This is a genomic window from Arthrobacter sp. zg-Y877, from assembly GCF_030373105.1.
Classification (GTDB): Bacteria; Actinomycetota; Actinomycetes; order Actinomycetales; family Micrococcaceae; genus Arthrobacter_B.
On record NZ_JAUCPU010000002.1, the window covers coordinates 241,198 to 266,080 of the forward strand.

The following is a 24,883-nucleotide window of genomic DNA, read 5'->3' on the forward strand; positions in this document are numbered from 1 at the left end:
TCCGAGCACAGCAGATTGAAAGGCAGACACCGTGGTTAAGCAGTCGATTTTCGGACGTATCACTCAATTGGCCAAGGCCAACATCAACGCCATCCTCGACCAGGCCGAGGACCCGCAGAAGATGCTCGACCAGATGGTGCGGGATTACAGCAACAACATCGCCGAAGCCGAGAGCGCCGTCGCCCAGACCATCGGTAATCTCCGGATGCTCCAGGACGACTACAACGAGGACATCCAGAACGCCCAGAACTGGGGCAACAAGGCCCTGGCCGCTTCCCGCAAGGCTGACGAGTTCCGGGCTGCCGGCAACACCGCCGACGCCGAGAAGTTCGACAACCTCGCCAAGGTGGCCCTTCAGCGGCAGATTGCCTCCGAAAACGAAGCCAAGGGTGCGCAGCCGACGATCGCCTCCCAGGAGGAGATCGTTGAACGCCTCAAGACCGGACTGAACCAGATGAAGGGCAAGTTGGACCAGCTGACCAGCAAGCGCGATGAACTCATTGCCCGCGCCCGCAATGCCTCGGCCCAGACGCAGATGCACGATGCCATGAAGAGCATCGACGTTATGGACTCCACGTCCGAGGTTGGCCGCTTCGAAGAGAAGATCCGCCGCGAGGAAGCGCGCGTCCGCGGCGCCAACGAGCTGGCCTCGTCAAGCCTTGACGCCCAGTTCGAGTCCCTGGAGGATCTCGGCGAGCAGACCGAGGTGGAGGCGCGCCTGGCCGCTTTGAAGTCATCCGGCACGCAGCAGTCCGCCATCGAGGACTAACCGCTCCACTTCCGTACAGCAGAAGGGCGGGCACCGTTACGGCGCCCGCCCTTCTGCTGTCCTACTGATCGGCTCTGCGGCGCCGCAGGGCACGCCGGCGCAGGACAAGGGGCAGAAGCAGCCAAAGCAGGCCGACCATGACCGCCACGGACACTGCGGCTACGGCGCCCGCGGCGCCGTCGAGCACCAGGTCGAATACCAGGCCGATGGTGCCCACGAGGATCAGCCCGACCAACACCAGCGTGATGCGCAGCAGCAGGTCGGCACTGTCGACGAGATCCCTTTTGATCCGCCGCTGGAAGAATGTACGGTGCATAACCACCGTCGACAGCAGCAGGGCCGTGACAAGGACCGACAGCACCACCAGGGACAGGTAGATTCCCACCTGGACCGGGTTCAGGGTGGTGAAGCGCTGCTGGAACGGCAGCGTCAGCAGGAAACCGGTCAGGATCTGAATTCCGGTCTGGAGCACCCGGAGTTCCTGAAGCAGGTCCGTCCAGTTCCGGTCCTGTTTCTGCAGCGGGGTTTCATCGCGTTCCGGGTCCCGTTCCGCCGGGGTATTGCCCATAGTGCAGTGTAGTTCCTGCTCACCGGGGCAAAACAAAAGTCCCTCGAGGTTCCTTTCGGATCCTCGAGGGACTTTCCTTTGTTGCGGGGGCAAGATTTGAACTTGCGACCTCTGGGTTATGAGCCCAGCGAGCTACCGAACTGCTCCACCCCGCGGCGCGATATCTAACTCTACCCGCCGCTGGTCCCGGGTGCAAACCGCTGATGCGGGAGCCTGCAGCCCCGCGGAACTCCGGGGGGCGTGGGGGGCCGGCGGCGGAGATCAGTCCGCCGCCGGCCGTTCCCCGCGGCCGCTGTGCTAGCTGCCGCCGTCGCCGTCCTCCGCCGGGGCGGTGGCACCGGATTCGTCGGCGCCTTCGCCGCCTTCCATGCGTTCCTGGGCTTCGGTGGCCCGGGCGATGGCGTCCTGGAGCCGGCTCTGCGCCTCACCGTAAGCGGCAAAGTCACCGCGTCCGAGGGCGCTCTGGCCATCCTGGATAGCCTGGCCCGCATCGGACAGCGCCGTGGCCAGGTCGGACTGGGCCGTTCCGTCTCCCCCGCCCTCCGGCGCCGGAGGGGTGGCACCGACATTGCCGGCGTCACCCGTGGCGGCTCCGGAGTCTCCACCAAAGATCTGGTTCAGCGCTTCGTCGAGGGTCGGCGCGAAGCCCACCTTCTCGCCGAAGTTCACCAGGACCCGCTGCAGCGTCGGGTAGGACGCTTCACCTGAAGACTGGACGTAGACGGGCTGGACATACAGGATGCCGTCGCCGACCGGCAGGGTCAGCAGGTTGCCGTTGATGACTTCGGACGCACCCTGGCGCAGGAGGTTCAGGGCGTTGGACACGGTGGGATCGGAGTTGAAGGTGTTCTGCGCCTGTCCCGGACCGGGAACGGCCGTGTCCGTGGGCAGCGCCAGCAGCCGGAGCTTGCCGTAGTCCTCGCTCCTGACACCCGGTTCCCCGGTGCCTGCGTCCGCCTCCGCGGAGAGGAAGCCGTAGAGCACGTTGCGCGGATCTCCGCCTTCGCTCACGAAGGGGATGAACGGCGTCGTCAGCGAGAAGGTTGCCTCATCCTGTCCCGGCATCTGCAGCGACAGGTAGTACGGAGGCTGCTTGACGTCGGCGTTGCCGCCCGTGGGATCGCTCGGAACGCTCCACGCGTCGTCGTTCTTGTAGAAGGAGTCAGGATCGGTGACGTGGTATTTGCCGAGCAGTTCACGCTGGACCTTGAACTGGTCCTCCGGGTAGCGGACGTGGGCCATCAGGTCCGCGGACATGTCGCTGTACGGCTTCAGCGTGGAGGGGAACACACTCTGCCAGGACTGCAGCAGGGGATCCTCGTCATCCCAGGCATACAACTCGACGGAGCCGTCGTAGGCGTCGACAGTCGCCTTGACGGCATTGCGGATGTAGTTCACCTGTTCCTGCGGGAGCGCTGCGGCACCCGGGGTCAGTGAGTCCGTGGTGGCGTCCTGCAGTTCCTGCTGGGTCGAGTAAGGGAAGTACTTGCTCGTGGTGTAGCCATCCACGATCCACTTCACGCGCCCGTCGATGACCGCCGGGTAGGCATTGCCGTCCACCGTCAGGTACGGGGCGACCTTTTCGACCCGCTCACGCGGGTCCCGGTCGTACAGGATCTGCGATTCTTCATTGATGGCATCCGCGAGAAGCAGTTCCGTGGACTGGAACTTGATTGCGTAGACCAGCTGATTGAAGAGGTTGCCGACGCTCGGGCCGCCTTCACCACTGAAGGTGGTCTGCGACTCTTCCTCGGAGTTGCCGGTCTGCGGCCGGTCGATCTCCACCGGGGCGGCACCTTCAGGGGCACCGACCACGGAGTACTGCGGAGAGTTTTCGCCGAAGTAGATCCGCGGCTCGTAGTCCCCGCCGTCGGTGAGGACGCCCGTGGAGGGAATGCCGGATTCCATGAAGCTCGGCTTGCCGTCGGGAGCGACTGTGGAACCGCGCGCCGCGACTACTCCATAGCCGTGGGTGTAGAGGACGTGTTCGTTGACCCAGCCGCTGGGAACGCCTCCGACGTTCAGCTCACGGACAGCGATGACGGTGTCCTGCACCTCGCCGTCAATTTCGTAGCGGTCCACGTTCAAGGTCTGGGGGAACTGGTAGTACTGGCGGAACTGCTGCAGCTGGCCGAAGGCGTCGGAGACGACATTGGGGTCCAGGAGGCGGATGTTGGTGGTGGTCCCGGCGTCCTGTTCCAGGGCCCCCGCGTTGGCGTTCACCGTGGCGTCGTAGGGAATGACCTCGGTATCGGCGAGCCCGTAGGCTTCCCGGGTCATGTCGATATTGCGCTGGATGTACTCGCGTTCGAGGCTCAGTTCCGAAGGCTGGACCTGGTAGCGCTGGACAATCCACGGGTAGACGCCGCCCGCGACGATGGCCGTGATGATCAGCATTGCGGTGCCGATGATGGGCAGGCGCCAGCGGCCGATGACGGCGGAAAGGATGAACAGCACTGCGACTATCACCGAGGCCACGGCCAGGATGGCCTTGGTCGGGATGACTGCCTCCACATCCGTGTAGAGCGCGCCGGTCCAGGTCCCCGAGGTGCTCAGGAGGGTGTCGTAGCGGTCAAGCCAGAAATTGACGCCCTGCAGCAGGAGGAAGGCTGCGGCGATGATGGCCAGGTGCAGGCGGGCGGGGCGGCTGACAAACACGCCCTTCTCCTCCAGGCGGATGCCGCCGTAGAGGTAATGCGTCAGGAGGCCGGCAATCCCGGAAATCACCACGACGCTGATCAGGAAGCCCACCAGGAAACCGATGAAGGGCAGGGTGTTCAGGTAGAAGCTGTAGTCCAGGTTGAACTGGGGGTCGGTTTTCCCGAAGTCGCGCCGGTTGAAGAAGAGCAGCGCCTGCTGCCACATCGACATGGCCGCCGTGCCGGCGAAGCCGCCGACCACGAGCGGAATACCGATCATCAGCAGCTTGCGGACCGGCTCAAGCTGGGCCTGGTACCGGTTCAGGTTGTCCTGGAGGGCGCTGTCGGGCGCGTAGATGGGCCGCGAGACGTAGGCAACCCGGATGCTGGTGAACACTCCGGCGGCCATCACGAGGAAGGCCGCGAGGAACATGGAGATCCGGGTCAGGTTCTCCTTGACGAACACTTCCAGGTAGCCCAGCTGGTTGTACCAGAGGACGTTTGCGTAGACCTGGGAGAAATACACAAAACCAATGACAAGCACGGCAACGACGATCAGCGTCGCGATCAGCGGACTCCGCCGTCGTCGCCTGCCGACGGCCGTGGCCGTGCCGGGTCGGGAAAATGGGCCGTTTGGTCCGGAAGTCACAGTTACCTCATCGTTCGGTGCGTCGGCTGGCGGCCGCTCCGGACTGCACCGGCGGGAACAATGCCAGGACATATATTCCGGCCCTGTTTGCCCGCCGGACGGCCGGAAGCCGTCCGTGAATCATTCTGCCTTGGATTGCTCTTTGGCGGCCACTTCGATCCGGTGCCGGAAACAACCTTGTCCCGATCGTAACTAGGCACGGCCGTCCACTTCTAGGGGGTGCACTGCGGGAGGTCCGACGCGCTGCCGCCGGCGGCGAGCTTTTCCACCGCCTGGATGGCCTCGTCCAGGGTGGACACCCGCACCACGTCCAGGCCGTCGGGAATGTGCCCGACGACCTCGCCGCAGTTGTCCGCCGGGGCCAGGAAATACTCGGCCCCGGCATCGGAAGCGCCAATGAGTTTTTGCCTGATTCCCCCGATGGGCCCAACATTTCCCGCCGCGTCGATGGTTCCGGTTCCGGCGAAATGCCTGCCGTCCGTCAAAGCGCCCGGAGTCAGCCGGTCCACGATCCCGAGGGCGAACATCATCCCCGCGGACGGGCCTCCCACCTTCTCCATGCCTGCACCGATGCTCACGTCAAACGGGAACTCAAAGGAAGTGGCCAGTTCGATGCCGAGCTGGTAGGCACCGGAGTCGGACTGCCGCGGGGTGACGGATTCGGAGACCTCGGTCCCGTCCCGCCGCACCGTGAGCTGCGCGGCTGACCCTCCGCCGTCGTTCAGGGCGGCACGCAGGCTGTCGATGCCTTCGATCCTGGTCTCCCCCACCGCAACCACTGTGTCCCCCGGCTGCAGCACTCCTTCGGCAGGTGAGCCTTCCACCACGGCCGCCACAGTGAGTTCCTGCGTAAAGCCGATGTCGAGCTGCGTAAGGGCAGCAGCAACTGCGGATTCCTGGGACGACGTCATGGCGGCGGCATTCTCCTCATCCACCTCGTCGCTGGTGGTTCCCGGAGCGTAGAGGAATTCGGTGGGGTACACGACGTCGTCCTGGTCCACCCATCCGCCCACAGCCTGGAAGATGCTGATGTTGGTGCTGGGGCCACCGGAAACGTACACGGTGGTCAGGTCCAGTTCACCGTCCGTCGGATACGTCCGCTGTCCCTCGATCTCGATGATCTCCGCGTCCCCGGCGCTGCCCAGTGTGTTGAACGTCGGCCCGGGAGATTCCACCACGTACTGCGCCGGCAGCAGCAGCCCGGCGGCACCGAGTACGACGGCGAGCGCTCCGGAAACAAGGATGGCCCGGGTGCGCGGCGTGCGCTTGGCCGGTGCCGGGCGGCCGCTGCCCAGGCCCTGGTATGGGTAGACGGAGTAGCTGCCGTCCGGCTGCGGGGCCGGTGCGGCCGGTGTGCCCGGCCCGTCCTGCGCTGCGGTGCTGCTGTCGTCGTGAGAGTGGCGCAACTGACCAACCTTTTCCTGCGCTCGTGTGCTGTACGGAGCCGGCACCCGATACCCGACCGCCGACCCTGCAAGCCTACGCCCGGCAACCGAACCGAACGTGCAGGGCCGGCTTTGCCTACAGCGAACGAAAACACGCTGTGCGGGACAGGTGTTGGGCACTGCCGGTAACGTAAGGAGAAATATGCGCGGCAGTGCCGGGCATCGCACAACAACCGCACGCAGTATGTGCACGCAGGACTTTCCGCTTTATCTTCTTCCACAGGACCGGTGGTATCCCATGAGTTCCAATCCATCCGACCGCGGGGACAACCCGCAGGATCCGCTGTCCGAAATGCTCGCGCGCCTGTTCGGCGCCGGCGGGGCCGGAGGCATGGATCCGTCGGAACTGGCGAAGGCTGCCGGACTGCCCTCGGACCCCAATGCCATGGCCATGATCTTCCAGCAGGTGCAGGCCATGTTCAGTGCTTCATCGGACGGGCCGGTGAACTGGCAGCTGGCCAAGGACAATGCCCGGCGGGTCGCCGCAACCGGCAGCGATCCCTCCACCGGCCCGACGGCGGCCCGCGAGGTTGACGAGGCGCTGCACCTGGCCGAACTCTGGCTCGACCCGGCCACGGATTTCGCGTCCACCGCAAGTCTTGGCCGGGCCTGGTCCCGGGCGGAATGGGTGGAAGCGACCATGGATTCCTGGCGCCGGCTCACCGAGCCCGTAGCCGTGAGCATTTCGGAAGCGCTTTCCAACGCCATCACCGCGCAGATGCCCGAAGAAATGAAGTCCATGATGGGCGGGGCGTCCTCCATGCTCGCCAACATGGGCGGGGCGATGTTCGGTATCCAGCTCGGCCAGGCCGTCGGCGCGCTGTCCAAGGAAGTGGTGAGCTCCACCGACGTCGGGCTGCCGCTCGCCGCAGGCACCATGGCACTGCTTCCGGCCAACGTTGCCGCCTTTGGAGAGGGACTGGACATTCCGGAGGCAGAGATCCGGCTGTACCTGGCCGTCCGGGAAGCGGCCCACGCCCGCCTCTTCGCACAGGCCCCGTGGCTGGCACCCCATCTCTTCGGCACCATTGAGAGTTATGCCCGCGGCATCCACATCGATATTTCCAAGATCGAGGAAGCCGCACGGGACATCGACCCTTCCAATCCCGAGTCCATCCAGGCTGCCCTTTCCGGCGGGGTTTTCCAGCCCCAGCGCACGGGCGCCCAGGAGGCGGCCCTCGAACGGCTGGAAACCGCATTGGCCCTGGTGGAGGGCTGGGTGGATGAAGTCACAGCCGCCGCCACCGCGAACCTTCCGTCCGCCGGTGCCCTGCGGGAAGTGATCCGCCGGCGCCGTGCCAGCGGGGGTCCGGCCGAGCACACGTTTGCTTCCCTGGTCGGGTTGGAGCTCCGGCCGCGGCGGCTGCGCGATGCAGCGGCCCTGTGGGCGCACCTGACCGAAGAGCGCGGCATTGAAGGCCGGGACGCCATCTGGGAGCACCCGGACCTGCTTCCCACCTCGGAAGACCTGGACGACCCCAAGGGCTTCAGCCGGCGGCGGGAGCTCCTGGAAGCTGCGGATTCCGATGTCGATGCTGCGCTGAAACGCCTGCTTGACGGTGGATTCGATACCCCGGCCGGCGACGGTGCACCGGGAGCTGAAGAGTCCGGAACCGCCGGCGACGCGGACACTTCCGCGGATACCGACGGCGGCACCGCGAACGGCAGCGATACGGGAAACGACAATGACACCGACGAGGGCGGCAAGCCCGGCGCACCCTAGCGGCGTGTGTTCCGGCCGGCTTCCGTGCGGACCGGAACTTTGCCGGTAACAACTACTCCAGAGGCAGCAGCCTCTGGAGTAGTTGTGTTTTGCGGAGCCGTTAGTCCTCCCCCATTTCCCCCTTCAGCCCCCGGGCGCTGGCGAACGCCGCTCCTGACAGGAAAGCCTTTGCGGTTTCCGTCTGCGGATAGGTTTCCAGCAGCCGCCAGAAAGCCGGACCGTGCGAGGGTACGAGCAGATGGGCCAGCTCGTGGAGCAGCACGTAGTCGACGACCCATTCGGGCATTCCCTGCAGTTTGTCTGACAGCCGGATGGTGCCCCTGCCCGGCGTCGCCGAACCCCAGCGTGAGTTCTGGTTGCTGACCCAGCGGACCGACTGTGGACGTGCCTGTCCGGAAAGATAGGTCCGGGACAGTTCCGCCGCGCGCAGCATCAGTTCGCTTTCGCTGGCCCCGGGATCCGGCTCGGTGGAGGACCGTTCCTCCAGCCGGGCCACCATCCGCCGCACCCACTCCGCTTCCTGGGCGGTGGAGAAGTGTGCCGGGATGGAGATCAGGGCCACGCCGTCACGGAACACGGCATTGACTGTCCGTTTCCGCCGGGCGGACCGGCGCACCTGGATCGGTATTCCGGTGCTGGTTGTTGCCGGAATCGAAACGTCGGCGGTCCGGTGCGGAGAAGGCATATTCCCAGCCTAGCCGCCGCCGCTGACAGCCCTGGAACCTGTGGATAACTCCGGGGGCCGCGGGCTGCCGTGTCAGCATGGTCAGCAGCCGGAACAGACCACGGGAGTCGACACGGGAGCAGGCCAATGCGGATCAATCCTGGAATTCATGTGCTCGAAGTGTCGCCTGGTGCCCGTCAGCTGGGCATCGGTTCGGGGTCCCTGCTCCTGCGCAACCTCCAGGACGCCGACCTCGCTTTCCTGGCGGCCCTGCACAGGGGTGTTCCGGATGGATCGGAACAGGCCGCCGCAGCGGGATTGTCCGTTCCTCAGGACCGGGCGGCTTCACTGCTGCAGGTTCTCGGCCCCCTCCTGGTGCCGCATGAGGCCGCCGCTGAGCCCATCCCCTCCCTGCGTACGGAACGTCTGCTCCCGGACACACAGCGTCTCTCATCCGCCTACAGCGTCAACGGCGAAGAAACGGTGCGGCGGCGGGCCGCCGCTGCGGTTTCCGTGGACGGGCTGGGGCGCGCCGGTGCCCTGCTGGCACGCGCGCTCGGCTCGGCAGGTATTGGAACCCTGCTGCTCACGGATCCGGACGTGGTTTCCCCGGCCGACGTCGGAACGGCCTACGCCATGACCGATATCGGAATGAACCGGGCCGCAGCCGTCAAACGGCACCTTTTCCGGGTGGACCCCACCCTCCAGGTGCTGACGATGCCGGGTACCAGCCGTGGAGCTGCCGGTCGCCGTCCGTCCCCGCCTGCCGTGGACCTGGCCGTGACCATCCGCGCGGTGGCTGCAGTGCCCCGGGCGGGGGAACGCCTACCGGAACCGGCGGAGGACGACGGCAGCGTCCCCCGGCTGGTACTGACGGCACAGGAAAGCGGGTGGGACATCGGCCCCCTGGTGGTTCCCGGCCTCACGCCGTGCCTGGAATGCCTGGACCGCCACCGGGCAGAGACCGATCCGGGGTGGTACGCCGCCAGGGAGGCCCTGGCAGCCAGCCGGCCGGAAGCCGCGGACAGGCAGGACGCTGCGGGCGGGCTGTTTTCGGGTCCCGAGGGTGAGGAGCTCGCCGGCTCGGTGCTTGCCGCCGGAGCGGCAGCCATGGCGGCACTCGTCTTCCTGGACGGCATCAACCAGCCTGCCGTGTTGTCCGCTGTCCTTCGGCTGCGGACCTCCGACGGCTACCCGCAGCTGCGGAAACTGGACTACCACCCGGCGTGCGGCTGCCGGCTGCAGCGCCGCGGAAACCAAGTGGCCTAGCCCGGCCCCGGAGCCGTGCCCCGTGGCCAGGGATCCGGGCGCCCGGGGCTAGGCGCATGGGCGCCCGGGGCTAGGCGTCGGAGCTCACCGAAAGCACCTTCAGTACGGCCTCGCCGTAGCGCTCCAGCTTCGATGGACCCACTCCGGGGAGGGTGGCCAACCGGTTCAGGGACGGCGGACGGTCTTCGGCAATGGCCACGAGGGTCGCGTCCGTGAAGACAACGAAGGCGGGAATGCCCGCTTCGGCGGCGGCTGCCCGGCGCCATTCCCGCAGTGCGTCGAAGGTCGCTTCCTCGTACGTCACGGGGCAGTCCCCGCAGCGTCCGACCTTGCGTTCGGCACCCGTGTTCAGCAAGGAACCGCAGCTGCGGCATTTCGCCGGGCCGGTGACCTTGCGCCGGGCCTGCTTTGCCGGTCCCGCCGTGCGGCCGGCGTCGCGCTCGGTGCGCGGGCGCAGACCGTCCAGGAACCGTGAGGGCTTCCGGTTGGCACGGCCGCCCGGTGTCCGTGCCGTCGACCAGGACAGCGCCAGGTGCTCCCGTGCACGGGTAATACCCACGTACAGCAGGCGCCGTTCCTCGTCGACGGCTTCGGGAGTGTCCGCGAAGGAGATGGGCATGAGGCCTTCACTCAACCCGACCAGGAACACTGCATCCCATTCCAGGCCCTTCGCCGAGTGCAGGGACGCGAGGGTTACGCCCTGGACGCGCGGGGCGTGCTGCGCCGCTGCACGTTCCTCAAGTTCGGCCACGAAATCCTGCATGGTGAAAATGCTGTCCGGATCGCGGGTCCGGGTGGCCTGCAGCTCCTCGGCCAGTGACACCAGTGCGGCCAGGGATTCCCACCGCTCGCGGGTGGCTCCACCACCGGCGGGGGCTTCGGAGGTATATCCCAGCGAGGCCAGGATGTCCCGCACCAGCTGCGGCACCGGTTCGTTCCCGACGGACCGTGACGCAGCACGGAGCTGCAGCACGGCGTCGCGGACCTCGCGCCGGGCGAAGAACCGCTCGCCGCCCCGCAGCTGATAGCCGATGCCGGCCGACGCGAGCGCCTGCTCGTAGGCCTGCGACTGCCCGTTCGTCCGGAAGAGGATGGCGATCTCGCTGGCCTGGACCCCCTGTTCCATGAGCGCCTTGATGGAGGTGGCGACCTGTGCGGCCTCCGCCTCGTCGTCGGCGCACTCGGTGAACGTCGGTTCCGGTCCCGCCGGCCGCTGGGCCACCAGCTCCAGCGGTGTGGGCCAGGCCGGAGCGGACCGGTTCCGCTCCCCCTCGGCGGTCCGGGCCGCAAGGATCCGGTTCGCCAGGCCAACCACCTGGGGTGTGGAACGGTAGTCGCGGACGAGCTTGACGACGTCGGCCCCCGGGAACCGCTTGGTGAAGTCGAGCAGGTGCCGCGGCGTGGCGCCGGTGAAGGAATAGATGGTCTGGCTGGAGTCGCCCACCACGCACAGTTCATCCCGGGCGCCCAGCCAGAGGTCCAGCAGCCGCTGCTGCAGCGGCGAAACGTCCTGGTACTCATCCACCACAAAGTGCCGGTACTGGTCCCGCACCATGGCTGCGACCCGTTCGTCCTCCTGCAGGATTCCCACCATGATCAGCAGGACATCCTCGAAGTCGATGATGTTCCGGTCCACCTTCACGTCTTCGTAGGACTGGAAGATCCGTGAAATGGCGGTCAGGTCGAACCCGGCCGGGGGTTCCCGGTCTCCGGCAGCCCGCACGTAGCTGTCCGGAGTGAGCATGGAGACCTTCGCCCACTCGATTTCCGCGGCGACGTCGCGGATGGCCGCCCGGTCGGTGGACAGCCGGAGCCGGCGGGCGGCTTCGGCAATGATCTGCGCCTTATGGTCCAGGAGACCGGGCATGGTTCCGCCCACGGTGTGCGGCCAGAAGTACTGCAGCTGCTTCAGCGCCGCGGCGTGGAACGTCCGCGCCTGCACACCGCCGGATCCCAGGTCCCGCAGCCTGGTCCGCATTTCCGCTGCCGCCCGCGCGGTGAAGGTCACCGCGAGGACCTGCTGCGGTTTGTAGACGCCGGTGGCCACACCGTAGGCCATCCGGTGCGTGATGGCGCGGGTCTTGCCGGTCCCTGCACCGGCCAGGACGCACAGCGGACCCGTGAGGGTGGTGGCAACTTCGCGCTGCTCGTCGTCGAGCCCGGCCAGGATTCGTGCTTCGGGTGATTCGCTGCTCATGCGCGGGTGTTGGCCTCCGGTTCAAGAATGGACCCGCCGTACCAGCGTTCGATCAGGTTACGGGCAATGGAAATGGGACCTGCAATGGTGATTTCTCCGCTGGACACGGCCTCGGCAAGCTCGGCCCGGCTAAACCAGCGGACGTCGGACATTTCGACGCCGTCGGCCTTCGCCTCCGCGTTCTCGGCGCGGGCAGTGAAGCCCAGCATCAGTGAACACGGGAACGGCCACGGCTGCGAACCGAGGTACTGCGGGGTGTGGACAACAACCCCGGATTCTTCGGCCACCTCGCGGATGACAGCGGCCTCCAGCGACTCCCCCGGTTCAACGAAACCGGCGAGGGTGGAATACCGGTTCCCCGGCCAGGCCGCAGCCGAGCCGAGCAGGATGCGGTCCTGCTCGTCCACAACGGCGACGATGATGGCCGGGTCGGTGCGCGGGAAGTGGGAGCTGCCGTCCTCGGGGCAGCGGCGGACCCAGCCGCCCTGCTCGGGAACGGTGGGGGCGCCGCAGCGGGGGCAGTGGGTGTGCACGGCGTGCCAGTTGGCGACGGCGGCAGCCTCTACGAACAATCCGGCGTCCAGGGCGCCCAGATGGGTGGCGGACTCGCGCAGGCTGACCCACGCGGCGCCGTCGACGGCTAATGCGGGATCCGGCTCGGGCAGCGTCATCAGGACGATGTCGGTTCCCAGGGGCACCTGGGCGTCCTCGAGGGTGCGTCCCAGATAGATGGGAACATCTCCGAAGCCGGCAGCCGGCGGATCAAGGAGCACCAGCACGCCCTCGCGGACCAGGGTCCGTCCCCCGGCCAGGTACATCACGCGGGTGCCGCCGTCGGCGCGGATGGTGTCGAAAAGATCGGCGGCGACACGGCGGTCCGATCCCCTGTCCACGGCCGTCCGGGCCAGCGGTAACAAACCCAGGGGTGAAACTTCTGCTGCCGGTGCCGGGATACTCATACCACCTACCGTACTGACTCTCTCCCCCCAAACTGTAGTTGGCCCCCGGCGCCGTGCCCGGCATGAGCTTTTCCTCACGGTTTAGGCGACTCGCCGCCCACGGATGGTTATTCGGACCACATCTACCCATACGGTTGAAGATGTGAAACGGACTCCCATGGAATTGGCTGCAATGGCCAGCGCTGCCGTCCCAGGGCTGACCCCTACCGGCGTTGCCGGTTCCCCGGACGATGCCGCCGATTTTGACGCGGCGCTGCTCATCGACGACGCCGGACGCAGGTGGCGCGTCCGGTCCCCCAAACACCTCGAGGCCAGCATGCGCCTGGAGACCGAGCTCCTGGTCCTGCGGACGTTTGTCCCCGCGGTCCGGGCCGAACTGCCGTTCGCGCTTCCGTATGTTGCGGGCACCGTGCGCCAGGGCGAGCTGTGCACCTTTGTCTATTCCCACCTTCCAGGCGCCATCCGGAGCATCGACACACTGATGACGTCCGGGCGTTCCGTAGCCACGGAAATCGGCCGGGCCATGGCTGCCATCCACGCCATTCCCCGGGAACTGGTCACCAAGGCTGACCTGCCCAGCTACAGCGCCAACGAGTTCCGCCAGCGCCGTCTGAATGAGCTGGACCAGGCCGCCACCACCGGCAAGATCCCAGCCGTACTGCTGCGGCGCTGGGAGCACGCGCTGGAAGACGTCTCGCTGTGGCGTTTCAAGCCCACCGTGGTCCACGGCGACCTGCATGAAGACAACATCCTGCTCACCGGCGAACGGGTCAGCGCGGTCACCGGCTGGACCGATCTCCGGGTGGGCGACCCCGCGGATGACTTCGCGTGGCTGATCGCGGCCAACGATCCCAAGTTCACCGAGACCGTGCACGCTGCCTACTTGGAAGCCAGCTCCGATCCCGAGGATCCGCACCTGATCCGCCGGGCAGCGTTGTCTGCCGAATTCGCCCTCGCGCAGTGGCTGGTGCGCGGCGTCGCCGCAGAGAACTCCACCATGGTCGACGAAGCCGTGGAAATGCTCGGAACCCTCGAAGAAGACGTCCTGGCGCAGGAAGCGTCTGACCGGCGCGACAGCCAGGCCCGCACTGCCAATGCCCGGGCGGCGGAAGCCGAAGCCGCGGCGGCAGTCCGGCCGGCTGCCGCCAAGGTTACCGTTGCTCCGATTACTCCCGAGGCGGCCCCCGCGGCGTCAGGCTCCGACGACGCCGCCCCGGACACCGGCAGCGTCAGCCGCGTGGTTGGTACCGGAACAGGGTCAGACACGGAAAACGGCGCCGATACCGCAACGGACAGCCCCGAACCCGGCGAATCGGAGCGGGCAACGGTGCGCGCAGTGGAAGCCGAAGCCGAAGCGGATGAAGCCGCGGTCTCCGGCGTGGACGCTGAGCCCGGGAACGATCCGGAATCCGGCAACGAACCGGTTGCGGACAGTGCTCCCGGTGACGGCGCCCCGCGCGACGGACATAGCAGTCAGCCGGGCACGGAAACCACTGCCCTCCCGCTGACCCCGGTTCCGGACAAGTAACCGTTTTCCGCAAGCCCGGGCTCCGGTGCCCCGCCGATTTTTCGGCGGGGCACCTTTTTTCTTTCACACCCCCTTGCCATGTCCCGGCTCCGCCGATAGGTTAGTTACATAACTAATGAACCAAGCAAGTAGTGAACCGGGCACTTAGGTCCCGGGGATGAAACCACGGGAGCCGCTTTGATAGATGACAGCAGGCCGATCTTCCAACAGATCGCCGAACGCGTCGAAGGCGACATCCTTGACGAAACCCTCAAGGAGGAAAGCCAGGTGCCTTCCACCAACGAGTTCGCAGCCTTCTACCGGATCAACCCGGCGACGGCTGCCAAGGGCATCAATCTCCTCGTAGATGAGGGAATCCTCTATAAGCGCAGGGGCATCGGCATGTTTGTGGCGCCCGGAGCCAGGGAAGCCGTCCTCAAGAAGCGGCGGGAACAGTTCTACGAGCAGTACGTCCGTCCGCTGACAATCGAAGCGCGGAAGCTGGGTATTGACGGCGCCCAGCTCGCCGGATTGATTCAGCGCAGCGCCGTCGACACCGAAGGGAGCATGGCGCCATGAATGCCGGCACCACGAACGTGATAGAAACCCGGAACCTCACACGCCGTTACCGGGACCAGCTAGCGCTCGACAACGTTAACCTGGATATTTCCGGCGGCCGCATTTACGGGCTGCTCGGTCGCAACGGGGCGGGCAAAACAACCCTGATGTCCATCCTCACGGCCCAGGGCTTTGAGTCTTCCGGCGAGGTACGGGTTTTCGGAGAACATCCCTTCGAAAATGACCGTGTGCTGCGCCGGCTGTGCTTCGTCCGCGAATCGCAGAAGTACCCGGATGATTTCACCGCGGCAAACGCTTTTGCATCCGCCGGGTTGCTGTATCCCAACTGGGATGCCCGGTTCGCCGCCTCGCTCGCGGAGGAATTCCGCCTCCCGGTCAAGCGCCGGTTGAAGAAACTTTCCCGCGGCCAGCTTTCCGCCGTCGGAGTGATTCTCGGACTGGCCTCACGGGCGGAAATCACTTTCTTTGACGAGCCCTACCTGGGGCTCGACGCCGTGGCCCGGCAGATTTTCTACGACCGGCTGGTCGAAGACTTCGCAGAGCATCCCCGCACCATCGTGCTTTCCTCGCATCTGATCGACGAAGTCGCCCTTCTCCTGGAGCACGTGATCGTGATCGACAGCGGCAGGATTGTCCTGAATGACGACGCAGAGAACATCAGGGGCAGTGCCGTAACCATCACCGGCACTGCGGACGTCGTCGAGTCCTTCATCACCGGGTACCCGGTGCTGCACCGCGAATCCCTGGGGTCCCTTGCCTCGGCGACCGTAGAGCATCGGCTGGACGACGCCGGGCGCCGGGAAGCCGCCGAGCTTGGGTTGCAGCTGACCCCGGTATCCCTGCAGCAACTCATTGTCCGCAAGACGCTGCATGCCGATGGCGTAGAGAAGCCGTCCGGCACTGCGGCAACAGACAGCCTGGAGGCCTTCCAATGAACCGTGCAGTAGCCGTGGCGAGAATGCAGCTGACCAACAAATGGATCTACCTGTGGATTCCGCTGATCATCCTGGTCGCCTCCACGCTGATATCGCTGGCAATCTTCGCGATGATCCCGGACGACGCCTCGAACGTCATTTCGGGCTCCGGGCAGGCCGTGATGTGGTACTTCTTTGCCCTGGGCATCCAGGCCATGACCCTGCTCTTCCCCTTCTCGCAGGCCCTCAGCGTCAGCCGGCGCGCCTTCTACATCGGCACCATCGGATTGTTCTCACTGGTCGCCCTGGCTCTCGCGGTCCTGTACTGGGTACTGGGCCTGGTGGAGCAGGCGACCGACGGCTGGGGCATGAAGGGCGCCATCTTCGCCATCCCGTGGATTGCCGAGGGCGCCTGGTACACCCAGATCCTCTTCTATTTCGCGGTCACCATCCTGCTGTTCCTGCTGGGCTTCTGGAGTTCGACCATCTACAAGCGCTGGCGGACTATTGGACTCACGGCAGCGCTGGTGGGCGCCGGCGCCGTCCTGCTGGGAGTCATCGCCCTGATCACCTGGCGGGAGGCCTGGCCCTCCGTCGGCGCCTGGATAGTGCAGCTGACGCCGATCTCCCTGGCCGGTTGGCTGCTGGCTGCCGGTGCGCTGCTAGCCCTGACGTCCTACGCCACGCTTCGGCGTGCCGTTCCCTGATCCTCCCCGCCGGTTCAGCTCCCCGAACCCCGCCCGCCGGACTCAGAATCCGGCGGACGGGGTGTTCGCTGCCTCCCGGATGATCTCCTCCAGCTCGGCCTCCCCGGCCAGGTTGTACGGCCGGATCAGCATGTCGGACGCCACGTAGTAGAACGCGGCCCGCACCTTCTCCAGCGGAACCCCCTTGAGCCGGGCCCAGGCCAGCCGGTACACGGCGAGCTGCACGGACCGCACATCCAACTTCTGGGACGACGGCGGCGCACCGGTCTTCCAGTCAATGAGGTCCCAGGTGCCGTCGGCGTCCTGGAAGACGGCATCAATGCGTCCGCGCACGACGACGGTGTCCACCTTGGTCTCCACCGGCACCTCGATGAACGCAGGGGTCCGCTGCGCCCAGTCGGAGGCCTCGAACGTGGCAATCATGTCCCCGAGCTCATACGCCTCGTCCACGTAGGCATCGGCTGCACCGGGATACTCGTCGATGTCCAGCATTCCGCTGGTGCCGAAGAATTCCTCGACCCAGGCATGGAAGGCCGTGCCCTTGCGGGCGGCCATTCCCGGCTGCCGTGGAACCGGCCGGCGGAGCTGACGGGTGACTTCCGCCGGGTCGTCCTTCAGGTCCACCAGCATGGAGGCCGAAATATGGGCCGGAAGCTCGACCTGGACCACTTCGTTCGGCGGCCGGTGCCGTGCCAGCACCAGTTCCGTTTCGCGGCTCCACCGCCCCGGGGCCTGTTCCCCGCTCCACCCGGGGGCCTCCCCGGCCCGGCTGCCCGCGGACTGGAGCACGGCCTCCGCCGCGGTTTCCATCGCCTGCCGGCGCGGACCAAGCGGATCGACCGGCCACCGTGCCCGTTCAGCCTCGGCGTTGGCCGGGTTCTCCGTCCCCTCGTCTTCGGGCATAACCCACGTCAGGAGCCGGTATCCTGCGGCACCGGACTGCTCCAGCTCGTAAAGGTCCTGCAGGTACCGCGACACTCCCAGCGGCTTGGACCGTCCGCCGCCCCAGGCGGAGGAGGTGCAGATCAGCACGGACTTGGCGCGGGTGAACGCGACATAGGCCAACCGGCGTTCCTCGCGCTCGGCATGGCCCTTCGCGTCTTCGCTGAAGAGCTTTTCGCTCTCCAGCCAGGACTTCTGGTCCACCTGTTCCCAGTCCCACTGCGGAAGGTCCAGGCTGTCGCCGCGCAGGGTCCACGGCATCGCGGAGTCGCCGCTGCTCCAGCGGGAATCCTTGTCACTGGGGAACGACGCTTCGTTGAGGCCCGGAACCACCACGATGTCCCACTCCAGACCCTTGGACGCATGGACGGTGAGGAGCTGGACCGCTTCCCTGCTCGGCTCGAGCGGAGTCACGGGCAGGCCGTTCTCCTCGGAGTTGGCTGCTTCCAGCCACGCGAGGAACGCGGCCAGGTCCACCCGCTCCGCGGAGGAGCTGAAGGTGGCCGCCGCGTCGATGAAGGCGTCCAGGTTCCGCCGGGACTCGTGCAGGGTGACACCCGGCTTGGCGGCTACCTCGAGGTCGAGCAGGATCCTCCGCTCCACTTCGCCGATCAGCGTGGTCAGGTCCTCCCCCACGAAACCGCGCAGGTCCCGCAGCTCGTTCCGCAGCAGCTTCAGGCGCCGCAGTCCTTCCTCGGAAAGGGACCGGCCGGCATTGGATACCCAGCCGGGCCGCGGCAGGGAGTCCACGGCTTCCACCAGGCTGCCGGCTTCCACCAGGTCGGCTTCCACCACGAGGTCCGGGCCTTCATCAGGGCCGTGGATATCGGCGGCATCGGCCACCCGGACGGCTCGTTCACGGACCCGGACCAGGTGCCGGGACCAGTCGGCCAGCGCCATGAGGTCCGCCGGCCCAATCCGCCAGCGTGCTCCGGCCAGGATCCGCAGCATGGAATCCGAACGCCCCGGGTCGCCCAGGACACGAAGGACCGCGAGCAGGTCCACCACTTCCGGTGTGGACAGCAGTCCACCAAGGCCCACAATCTGCACCGGGATCCCCCGCAGCTCCAGCTCCCTGCGGATCGGTTCAAACTGCTTGCGGCCCCGGCAGAGCACCGCCACGGTGGGCGTCTGTTCCTTCCCCCGGTCATCAAAGCCGCCGAGCTCTGCCCTGCGGCTGCGGTGGAAAGCCACCTGCTCGGCAACTGCCTCCGCTTCCCCCACGATCCGGTCGGGGGTTCCCCTGCCGGGCTCCACGGAGACATCCGACAGGTAGCGGCCCAGATACACCTCACCTACGGGGGCGTTGGGCTTTGCCTGCAGTTCGGGCACGTGCGGCAGCCGCTGGTGCTTCAGCCAGGGCGCGACGCCGTTCAGCGGGGTGGAGACGGTGTTGGCTGCCGCCAGGACCGAGGTGGAGTTCCGCCAGGCCACGGAGAGGTTGGCCAGCGGTGCCAGCTCCCGGCCGTTGTCGGTGAACAGCGGGAATTTCTCCCGGAAGGTGCCCAGCTGGCCGGCCGAGGCCCCGCGGAACCCGTAGATGGATTGGTGCGGGTCCCCGACGGCAGTGACGGACCGGCCGTCGCCGAACAGCTTGGAGAAGAGCACCATTTGCGCGTGGGAGGTGTCCTGGAACTCATCCAGCAGCACCACCTTGTATTTTGCCCGTTCCATCTCCACGGCTTCGTCGATGGTCGCCGCAATCCGGGCGGCGAGCTCCACGAGGTCGCCGAAGTCCAGCTGCCGTCGTTCGGCCTTGGCCCGCCGGTAGGCTTCCACCAGTTCGGTGACGGAGATGCGCGTACGCAGCCGGTTCAGCAGCTTTCGTGCCGCCTGGGTGGGTTCCTTCGGCTTGCCAAACTGGTACGGCAAGGCAGAGACCGCTGCCACGTGAGCCTCAAGTTCCGCGCGGACCTCCGCTGGCGTGCGCAGGTGCTCCGAGCATTCGCCGGCCATCTGCAGCACGGCACCAACCAGGGTGGATTTGGCGGCGGTGAAGTGCTCGTAGTCGCCGGAATAGGCTTCGACCACCTCATTGGCCAGCTGCCAGGACTGTGCGCCGCCGAGCATCACGGAATCGCGTTCGACGCCGATCCGCAGGCCGTAGTCGTTCACGATGCCGTTGGCATAGGAATGGTAGGTGGAAACGCTGGGTTCCATCCGTTCCTCACCGCCGCCGGCAGTATCCGGATCCGCGGCCCCGCCCGGACCGGCGTCGAGCTGGCGGTACAGCAGGTTCAAGCGGGCACGGATGCGGGTGGCCAGTTCCCCGGCTGCCTTCCGGGTAAAGGTAACCCCGAGGATCTGCTCCGGCCGGACCAGTTCGTTTGCCACCAGCCAGACCACCCGGTCCGCCATCGTTTTGGTTTTGCCCGACCCCGCGCCGGCAATGACCAGCAACGGCTCGAGGGGACCTTCGATGATGCCGGCCTGGTCGTCGGTGGGGTACTGCACCGGTGACTTCGGATCGGTGTGGAGCAGCTCCGCCAGTTCCCGTGCCGAGTACTTGGGGGCGGGTGCAGGCTGCGGCAGCCCGCCGGGCACTTCGTCGGTTACGGACGTACTCACTCGGTTACCTGCTTTCCTTCAGCGCAGAGGGGGCATATTTCGGGCAGACGGCAGCCGTTGCCGCCAAACCCGCTGCGGCCGGGATCGTGGACCGTCTCGAAGAAGGCCGCGGACATCAGTGCCGCCGCATCGCGGACCATGTCCCGCGCAGTGGTGTCCTGCGGATCCAGCGGCGGCTGTTCCTGCACGGAAACGCCCTTGTTCGTGGTGCCCAGCTGCACCAGCGCGGCTCCGCCCGGCACCCGCGGAGCGTCCGGCAGCGCGCCCTCGCGGACAGCTTCCTGGTACGCCGCCAACTGCGGGTGGCCCTGCAGGTCATCCTTCTTCGGGGCGGATTTTCCGGTCTTGAGGTCCACGATGAACAGCCGGCCGTCCGCGTCGGCTTCCAGCCGGTCGATCTGCCCGCGCAGCAGCGCGGTCCGGACGGCGCCGTCGATCTCCACCGGCAGCTCCACCTCGAAATCCTTTTCGACCGCCACGAGGGAACGCCCGCTGCGGCGCATGGTGATGACGTATTCAGCCAGTTTGCGGACCATGGTTTCGGCCCGCTGGTAGTCCATCTGTCCTTCCCAGTTGTCCTTCATGCCCAGGGACGGCCAGCGTTTCTGCAGCTCCTGCACGTATTCGCTGCCGGCGGCGTCGGGCATATCCTGCGCAATGGCATGGACCAGGGTGCCGAGGGACCGGGCGAAGTCGGTGGCCTGTTCGCCGCCGGCCGCTGAGACGAACCAGCTCAACGGCGACTTGAGTACGGCGTCAACCTTGGAGGGTGAGACCGGGATGGGCGCATCCAGGGGCAGGATGGCAGCGGTGCTCGACAACGGGGCGAGCCCCCACCACTGGCCGGGGTGGGCTCCCGGAACGGGAACCGGGTGGTTCAGCATGGTACCCAGATGGTGGACGGCTTCGGCTGCCGCTTCCGGGTCTTCTTCGGGCTGCTGGGCGTACCGGCGAAGTTCCGCGACCAGCGAGCGCAGCGTGTGCGGGCGAAGGACTTCGGTGCGCTGCCGTTTCTCCGCGCCGGGTTCCAGGGGTGCCACGAGGTCCAGGAAGGAGGAGGGCTGCTCGTCTTCGGAAGAGACGGCCGTGCAGATCAGCACCTCGCGGGCACGTGAAATGGCGGTAGAGAAGCTGCGCAGTTCGTCGAAGCGGATGGACTGCATCAGCGTCAGCGGGCTGCGGTGGGCCCGGAAGTTGTCGCCGTGCTCGACGGCGGCCACCAGTTCCCCGCTGCCCAGCAGCTCACCGCGCAGGCGGAGGTTGGGCCAGACATCCTGCTGGATGCCGGCGACAATCACCATGGGCCATTCCCGGCCGGCGGCGCTGGCCGGGGTGAGCAGCTCCACCGCCTCGCGGCGCTGCGCCCGGGCGGCCAGGGTGTCCATGGGCAGCTCTGAGCTGGTCAGGTAATCCAGGAACTGTGCCGGGGTGGAGCCGGGCAGCTGGTCAACGTAGCGTTCAGCGGTCTGGAACAGGGCCATGATGGCGTCCAGGTCACGGTCCGCCCGGGACGCTCCCGGACCACCGGACAGAGCGGTTTCCGCCCAGCGCTTGGACCAGCCGGAGACGGACCAGAGGGCCCAGAGGACGGTTTCGGCTGTAGCCCCGGGCTCCCGGGCGGCTTCCCGTCCGGCGGCCAGCATGGCGGAAATGCGCTGGGCCGCCGGGCGGGCATCCCAGCTCAGGCCGGCCAGGGCGCGGCCGGAGTCCGATTCGGGGTCAAGCAGCGACTCCACCAGCAGTGCGTCGCTGGTCCGTCCGCCGCCGGCGCTGCGTTCTTCGCGGCGCAGCGCCTGCCGCAGCCGGCGCAGTTCCAGCGTGCTCGCACCGCCGATGCGCGAGGTCAGCAGCGACACCGCCAGCTCCGGGGTCAACAGGTCCGGGTCCAGGACGACGGCGAACGCGTCCAGCAGCGGGCGCACGGCGGCCTCGTCCCGGACGGCGCGTTCGGCCACCGGGACCTTGACCTCGATCCCCTGGCCGGTGAGATAGCGCTGGAGGGCGGCCAGCTGGGCACCGGTGCGGACAATGACGGCGATGTCCTCCAGCGACCGGCCCTGCAGCAGCTGGGCTTCAAGGATGCGCTGCGCTACGTAGCGCTGCTCATGCATGGGGGTATCCACCACGTGTGCCTCGGCCGTGCCCGCTGCCGGAACAGAGGCGGCTGCCGAAGCGGCGGAGTCCGAAGTGCCGGTACCGGATCCGCCAGTGTGTGGTGCGTCGGTTCCCGGTACTTCAGACTGCGGTGCATCGGCGGGGGTTCCGCCGTCGGTTGGAGCATTCACTGCGGCCGTCCCGATGAACCGCGCGTCCGCCACGGCGGTGCGGTAGGAAGGCAGCTGGCCGACGACCGAAATGCGCGACGCCGTCCGGGTCCAGGCTCCGGCCAGCGAGCCGGTCAGGCGGTGCGAGGTGGTCAGGACCCGGGTCTCGAGACGGCCGTCAAAACGCCGTCCCAGCTGGCCCACCAGGTCCGGGCGGGCACCGCGGAAACCCTGCACCACGGTGTCGGGGCAGGCTGCGGCGATGGAATCTCCGGTGCCTGCCAGCAGTGCATAAAGGCTGTGGATGGCCGGGTTGGCTTCCTGCAGGTCATCCACCAGTACCAGCTGCTGGCGTTCCCGCTCCGCGGCCAGGAACTCCGGGTCCGAACGCAGGATGTTCAGGGCCGACGTAATGATGCCCGCCGGGTCGAAGGACTCCGGCATGCGCAGGTCCAGGACGTCCCGGTATTCCGCGTAGAGCCCTGCGGCTGCCACCCAGTCCGGGCGGCCGTGCCGTTGGCCCAGTTCGCGCAGTTCTTCGGCGGAGATGCCGTACTCGATGACGCGGTCAAAGAGCTGGCGGATTTCCTGCCGGAAGCCGCGGGTGCCCAGGGCCAGGTCCAGACTGTCGGGCCACGGCAGCTCCGGCACACCCTGCTGCCCGTGTCCGGCCAGCAGTTCCTTGATGATGACGTCCTGTTCGGCGCCGGAGAGGAGCTTGGGCGCCCGGGTGAGGTAGGGCAGCCGGCCTTCGGTCTTCGCCCGCCGGATCAGGTCGAAGGCATAGGAGGCCCAGGTCCGGGCGGGTGCCGTGCTCAGTGTTCCCTGCAGCCGGGCGGACAAGGCGTCCCGCAGCCCGGCGGCGGCAAGCCGTGAGGGGGCCAGCATCAGCAGATGGGACGGATCCAGTCCGTCGCGTTCAATCCGTGCCACGGCGGCTTCCACCAGGACGGTGGACTTGCCGGTTCCTGGCGCTCCAAGGACGAGTACAGGGCCGCTGCCCGTGGGCAGATCCACCACGGCCTGCTGGTCCGCGCTGAGCCGGGGCGCGGAAAGTGCGCCTGCAGCCGGTCCGACGAGTTGGAGTTCAACGCTCATGGGTCCACTTCATCATGTCCCGCCGACATTCCCGATATCGGCGCTGCCGGCCGCCGCCGCCCGCTGCCGCCGGCAGTCTGTGGGGCAGCCGACGGGGTAGCCGACGGGCCAGCCGACGAGGCAGTCTCGGTGCCTGCACGCAGGGCGTCGTGGAGGTCCGCACGGAGGCCGTCCAGGCGGTCCCATTCCGCTTCACCGGGCTGCCAGCGGGCGGCCTCGATCCGTACCCGGTAGCCCGCGCCGTCGTCGTCCGCCGTCCCGCGCACCGGGGTGCCCTCGAGCCGGTAGTGCTCCCAGGCTCGTGCCTCGTGGCTTCTGGGCGGCTGTCCCGAAGACCGCAGCACCCGCCACCAGCACACCTCGGAACCGCGAGCGGACATGACGGCGCCAACCTGGCGCGGCCCGCCGGCGTCCAGCAGCTCGGCAATGTCACCGTAGGAGAGCACCTGCCCCGGCGGTATGAGATCGGCCACAGCAAGCACCGCATCGGCGTAGTCCCTGCGCATATCCAGTAGGGTACCGACGCCGCGGCGGCCGCCGCCAATCCCGGGAATGTCACCGCTCCCGGATAGGTTTGGAGCATGAACAGCTGGCAGAACCTTCCCCGTGCGGCCTTCGATCTGGAGACCACCGGCCGCGATCCGCAGACCGCGCGGATCGTCACCGCATCCATCATCCTGGTCAATGGCGTGGGCGAGACCCTGCAGCACCACGAGTGGCTGGCCTGCCCTGAAATCCCGATTCCCGCGGAGGCGGCCGCCATCCACGGCATCACCAACGAGCGGGCCCGCGCCGAAGGTGGGAACCCGGCCACAGTGACCGCTGAGGTGGCGGAGGTGCTGGCCGGCATGTTCGCCGCCGGGATTCCGGTCCTGGCCTTCAACGCCTGCTACGACTTCACGGTCCTGGCCCGCGAATGCGAGCGTTTCGGCCTGGTGGCCCCGAACCCGGCTCCCGTGATCGATCCGTACATCCTGGACAAGCAGGTGGACCGGTTCCGCCGCGGCAAGCGGACCCTCACTGCCATGGCGGAGCACTACGGAGTGGGGTTCGACAATGCGCACACTTCGGCGGCCGACGTCGCCGCGACTCTCTCCGTGGCCGCAGTGATGGCGCAGAAGTATCCGGAGCTGCAGTGCGATGCGCAGACCCTGCACGATTTCCAGGTCGGCTGGGCCGCCGGCCAGGCCGCCAGCTTCCAGGAATACCTCCGCCGCCGGGACCCGGAGGCCGTGATCGACGGCAGCTGGCCGCTGCGTCCCGCTCCGGACCACGAGCCCGGGGCCGTCCTGAATCCTGCCTGACCGAAGACTGGCACCGTTCCCGGCGGCACTCCCCCAGGCGGCTTCGTCCCCGCCGGTTTTCCCGCCGCCCCGGCGGCGTTGACGGGCCTTCACAGGCCGTCACTTTGTCGGGGCGCCA

Annotated in this window: 17 protein-coding genes and 1 tRNA gene; 8 read left to right on the forward strand and 10 right to left on the reverse strand. The window is 67.2% G+C overall.

Features of this window, described 5'->3' with window-relative positions:
- Window positions 1-31: 31 nt before the first annotated feature.
- Entirely contained in the window at window positions 32-769 is a 738-nt protein-coding gene (locus QNO03_RS05210; protein WP_289602327.1) for a PspA/IM30 family protein, read from the forward strand.
- A gap of 61 nt (window positions 770-830) precedes the next feature.
- Here QNO03_RS05210 and QNO03_RS05215 read toward each other — a convergent pair whose 3' ends face one another.
- The 4 genes from QNO03_RS05215 to QNO03_RS05230 form a co-directional block, all read right to left on the reverse strand.
- Window positions 831-1,337, reverse strand: a complete 507-nt coding sequence (locus tag QNO03_RS05215) for a DUF6328 family protein (RefSeq protein WP_289602328.1) — start codon at window positions 1,335-1,337, stop codon at window positions 831-833.
- Between the two features lie 81 nt (window positions 1,338-1,418).
- Window positions 1,419-1,492: transfer RNA gene (locus QNO03_RS05220), tRNA-Met, on the reverse strand.
- Window positions 1,493-1,634: 142 nt separating this feature from the next.
- Window positions 1,635-4,625, reverse strand: a complete 2,991-nt coding sequence (locus QNO03_RS05225) for a UPF0182 family membrane protein (RefSeq protein ID WP_502874545.1) — start codon at window positions 4,623-4,625, stop codon at window positions 1,635-1,637.
- A 212-nt stretch (window positions 4,626-4,837) separates the two neighbouring features.
- Window positions 4,838-6,031 (reverse strand): YlbL family protein, encoded by a 1,194-nt coding sequence (locus QNO03_RS05230; RefSeq protein ID WP_289602330.1) that lies wholly within the window; start codon window positions 6,029-6,031, stop codon window positions 4,838-4,840.
- Between the two features lie 277 nt (window positions 6,032-6,308).
- Here QNO03_RS05230 and QNO03_RS05235 point away from each other — a divergent pair, with 277 nt between their 5' ends.
- Entirely contained in the window at window positions 6,309-7,793 is a 1,485-nt protein-coding gene (locus tag QNO03_RS05235; RefSeq protein WP_289602331.1) for a zinc-dependent metalloprotease, read from the forward strand.
- A gap of 100 nt (window positions 7,794-7,893) precedes the next feature.
- On the opposite strand, the gene QNO03_RS05240 is transcribed toward QNO03_RS05235, so the two are convergent.
- Window positions 7,894-8,478: a M48 metallopeptidase family protein gene (locus tag QNO03_RS05240; RefSeq protein WP_289602332.1), complete on the reverse strand. Its 585-nt coding sequence runs from the start codon at window positions 8,476-8,478 to the stop codon at window positions 7,894-7,896.
- 126 nt (window positions 8,479-8,604) lie between these two features.
- Between QNO03_RS05240 and QNO03_RS05245 the strand changes: the two genes are divergently transcribed.
- Complete coding sequence (locus QNO03_RS05245; protein ID WP_289602334.1) at window positions 8,605-9,726, forward strand: ThiF family adenylyltransferase; 1,122 nt, start codon at window positions 8,605-8,607, stop codon at window positions 9,724-9,726.
- Between the two features lie 70 nt (window positions 9,727-9,796).
- Here the strand turns inward: QNO03_RS05245 and QNO03_RS05250 are convergent, their stop codons facing one another.
- Together QNO03_RS05250 and nudC are read right to left on the reverse strand one after the other, a co-directional pair.
- Window positions 9,797-11,923 (reverse strand): ATP-dependent DNA helicase UvrD2, encoded by a 2,127-nt coding sequence (locus tag QNO03_RS05250; protein ID WP_289602335.1) that lies wholly within the window; start codon window positions 11,921-11,923, stop codon window positions 9,797-9,799.
- Complete coding sequence (nudC, locus tag QNO03_RS05255; RefSeq protein WP_229950375.1) at window positions 11,920-12,882, reverse strand: NAD(+) diphosphatase; 963 nt, start codon at window positions 12,880-12,882, stop codon at window positions 11,920-11,922. The genes QNO03_RS05250 and nudC overlap by 4 nt, the downstream gene beginning before the upstream one ends.
- A 142-nt stretch (window positions 12,883-13,024) precedes the next feature.
- On the opposite strand from nudC, the gene QNO03_RS05260 reads away from it, so the two are divergent.
- The 4 genes from QNO03_RS05260 to QNO03_RS05275 all read left to right on the forward strand — a co-directional run bounded on the left by QNO03_RS05260 (window position 13,025) and on the right by QNO03_RS05275 (window position 16,589).
- Window positions 13,025-14,410, forward strand: coding sequence for a phosphotransferase (locus QNO03_RS05260; protein ID WP_289602338.1), 1,386 nt, complete (start codon window positions 13,025-13,027; stop codon window positions 14,408-14,410).
- A 177-nt stretch (window positions 14,411-14,587) separates the two neighbouring features.
- Window positions 14,588-14,968, forward strand: a complete 381-nt coding sequence (locus QNO03_RS05265; protein ID WP_289602340.1) for a GntR family transcriptional regulator — start codon at window positions 14,588-14,590, stop codon at window positions 14,966-14,968.
- On the forward strand, window positions 14,965-15,903 hold the full coding sequence (locus QNO03_RS05270) for an ABC transporter ATP-binding protein (protein WP_289602342.1): 939 nt from the start codon (window positions 14,965-14,967) through the stop codon (window positions 15,901-15,903). The genes QNO03_RS05265 and QNO03_RS05270 overlap by 4 nt, the downstream gene beginning before the upstream one ends.
- Window positions 15,900-16,589 (forward strand): hypothetical protein, encoded by a 690-nt coding sequence (locus tag QNO03_RS05275; RefSeq protein ID WP_229950371.1) that lies wholly within the window; start codon window positions 15,900-15,902, stop codon window positions 16,587-16,589. The genes QNO03_RS05270 and QNO03_RS05275 overlap by 4 nt, the downstream gene beginning before the upstream one ends.
- Window positions 16,590-16,631: 42 nt before the next feature.
- Here QNO03_RS05275 and QNO03_RS05280 read toward each other — a convergent pair whose 3' ends face one another.
- Genes QNO03_RS05280 through QNO03_RS05290 form a run of 3 tightly spaced genes read right to left on the reverse strand, consistent with a single transcriptional unit; the run spans window position 16,632 to window position 23,967 of the window.
- A complete protein-coding gene (locus QNO03_RS05280; RefSeq protein ID WP_289602345.1) occupies window positions 16,632-20,099 on the reverse strand; it encodes an ATP-dependent helicase in 3,468 nt (1,155 codons plus the stop codon).
- Window positions 20,096-23,461 (reverse strand): ATP-dependent helicase, encoded by a 3,366-nt coding sequence (locus QNO03_RS05285; protein ID WP_289602347.1) that lies wholly within the window; start codon window positions 23,459-23,461, stop codon window positions 20,096-20,098. Before QNO03_RS05285 ends, QNO03_RS05280 begins: the two co-directional genes overlap by 4 nt.
- Window positions 23,458-23,967: an MGMT family protein gene (locus QNO03_RS05290; protein WP_289602348.1), complete on the reverse strand. Its 510-nt coding sequence runs from the start codon at window positions 23,965-23,967 to the stop codon at window positions 23,458-23,460. The genes QNO03_RS05285 and QNO03_RS05290 overlap by 4 nt, the downstream gene beginning before the upstream one ends.
- A 75-nt stretch (window positions 23,968-24,042) precedes the next feature.
- Between QNO03_RS05290 and QNO03_RS05295 the strand changes: the two genes are divergently transcribed.
- Complete coding sequence (locus QNO03_RS05295) at window positions 24,043-24,765, forward strand: 3'-5' exonuclease (RefSeq protein WP_289602350.1); 723 nt, start codon at window positions 24,043-24,045, stop codon at window positions 24,763-24,765.
- Window positions 24,766-24,883 lie beyond the last annotated feature (118 nt).

Coding starts and splice junctions, on each gene's coding strand:
- QNO03_RS05215 (WP_289602328.1), bottom strand. CDS start 1,337: ATGGGCAATACCCCGGCGGAACGGGACCCGGAACGCGATGAAACCCCG.
- QNO03_RS05235 (WP_289602331.1), top strand. CDS start 6,309: ATGAGTTCCAATCCATCCGACCGCGGGGACAACCCGCAGGATCCGCTG.
- QNO03_RS05240 (WP_289602332.1), bottom strand. CDS start 8,478: ATGCCTTCTCCGCACCGGACCGCCGACGTTTCGATTCCGGCAACAACC.
- QNO03_RS05245 (WP_289602334.1), top strand. CDS start 8,605: ATGCGGATCAATCCTGGAATTCATGTGCTCGAAGTGTCGCCTGGTGCC.
- QNO03_RS05250 (WP_289602335.1), bottom strand. CDS start 11,923: ATGAGCAGCGAATCACCCGAAGCACGAATCCTGGCCGGGCTCGACGAC.
- nudC (WP_229950375.1), bottom strand. CDS start 12,882: ATGAGTATCCCGGCACCGGCAGCAGAAGTTTCACCCCTGGGTTTGTTA.
- QNO03_RS05270 (WP_289602342.1), top strand. CDS start 14,965: ATGAATGCCGGCACCACGAACGTGATAGAAACCCGGAACCTCACACGC.
- QNO03_RS05275 (WP_229950371.1), top strand. CDS start 15,900: ATGAACCGTGCAGTAGCCGTGGCGAGAATGCAGCTGACCAACAAATGG.
- QNO03_RS05285 (WP_289602347.1), bottom strand. CDS start 23,461: ATGAGCGTTGAACTCCAACTCGTCGGACCGGCTGCAGGCGCACTTTCC.
- QNO03_RS05290 (WP_289602348.1), bottom strand. CDS start 23,967: ATGCGCAGGGACTACGCCGATGCGGTGCTTGCTGTGGCCGATCTCATA.
- QNO03_RS05295 (WP_289602350.1), top strand. CDS start 24,043: ATGAACAGCTGGCAGAACCTTCCCCGTGCGGCCTTCGATCTGGAGACC.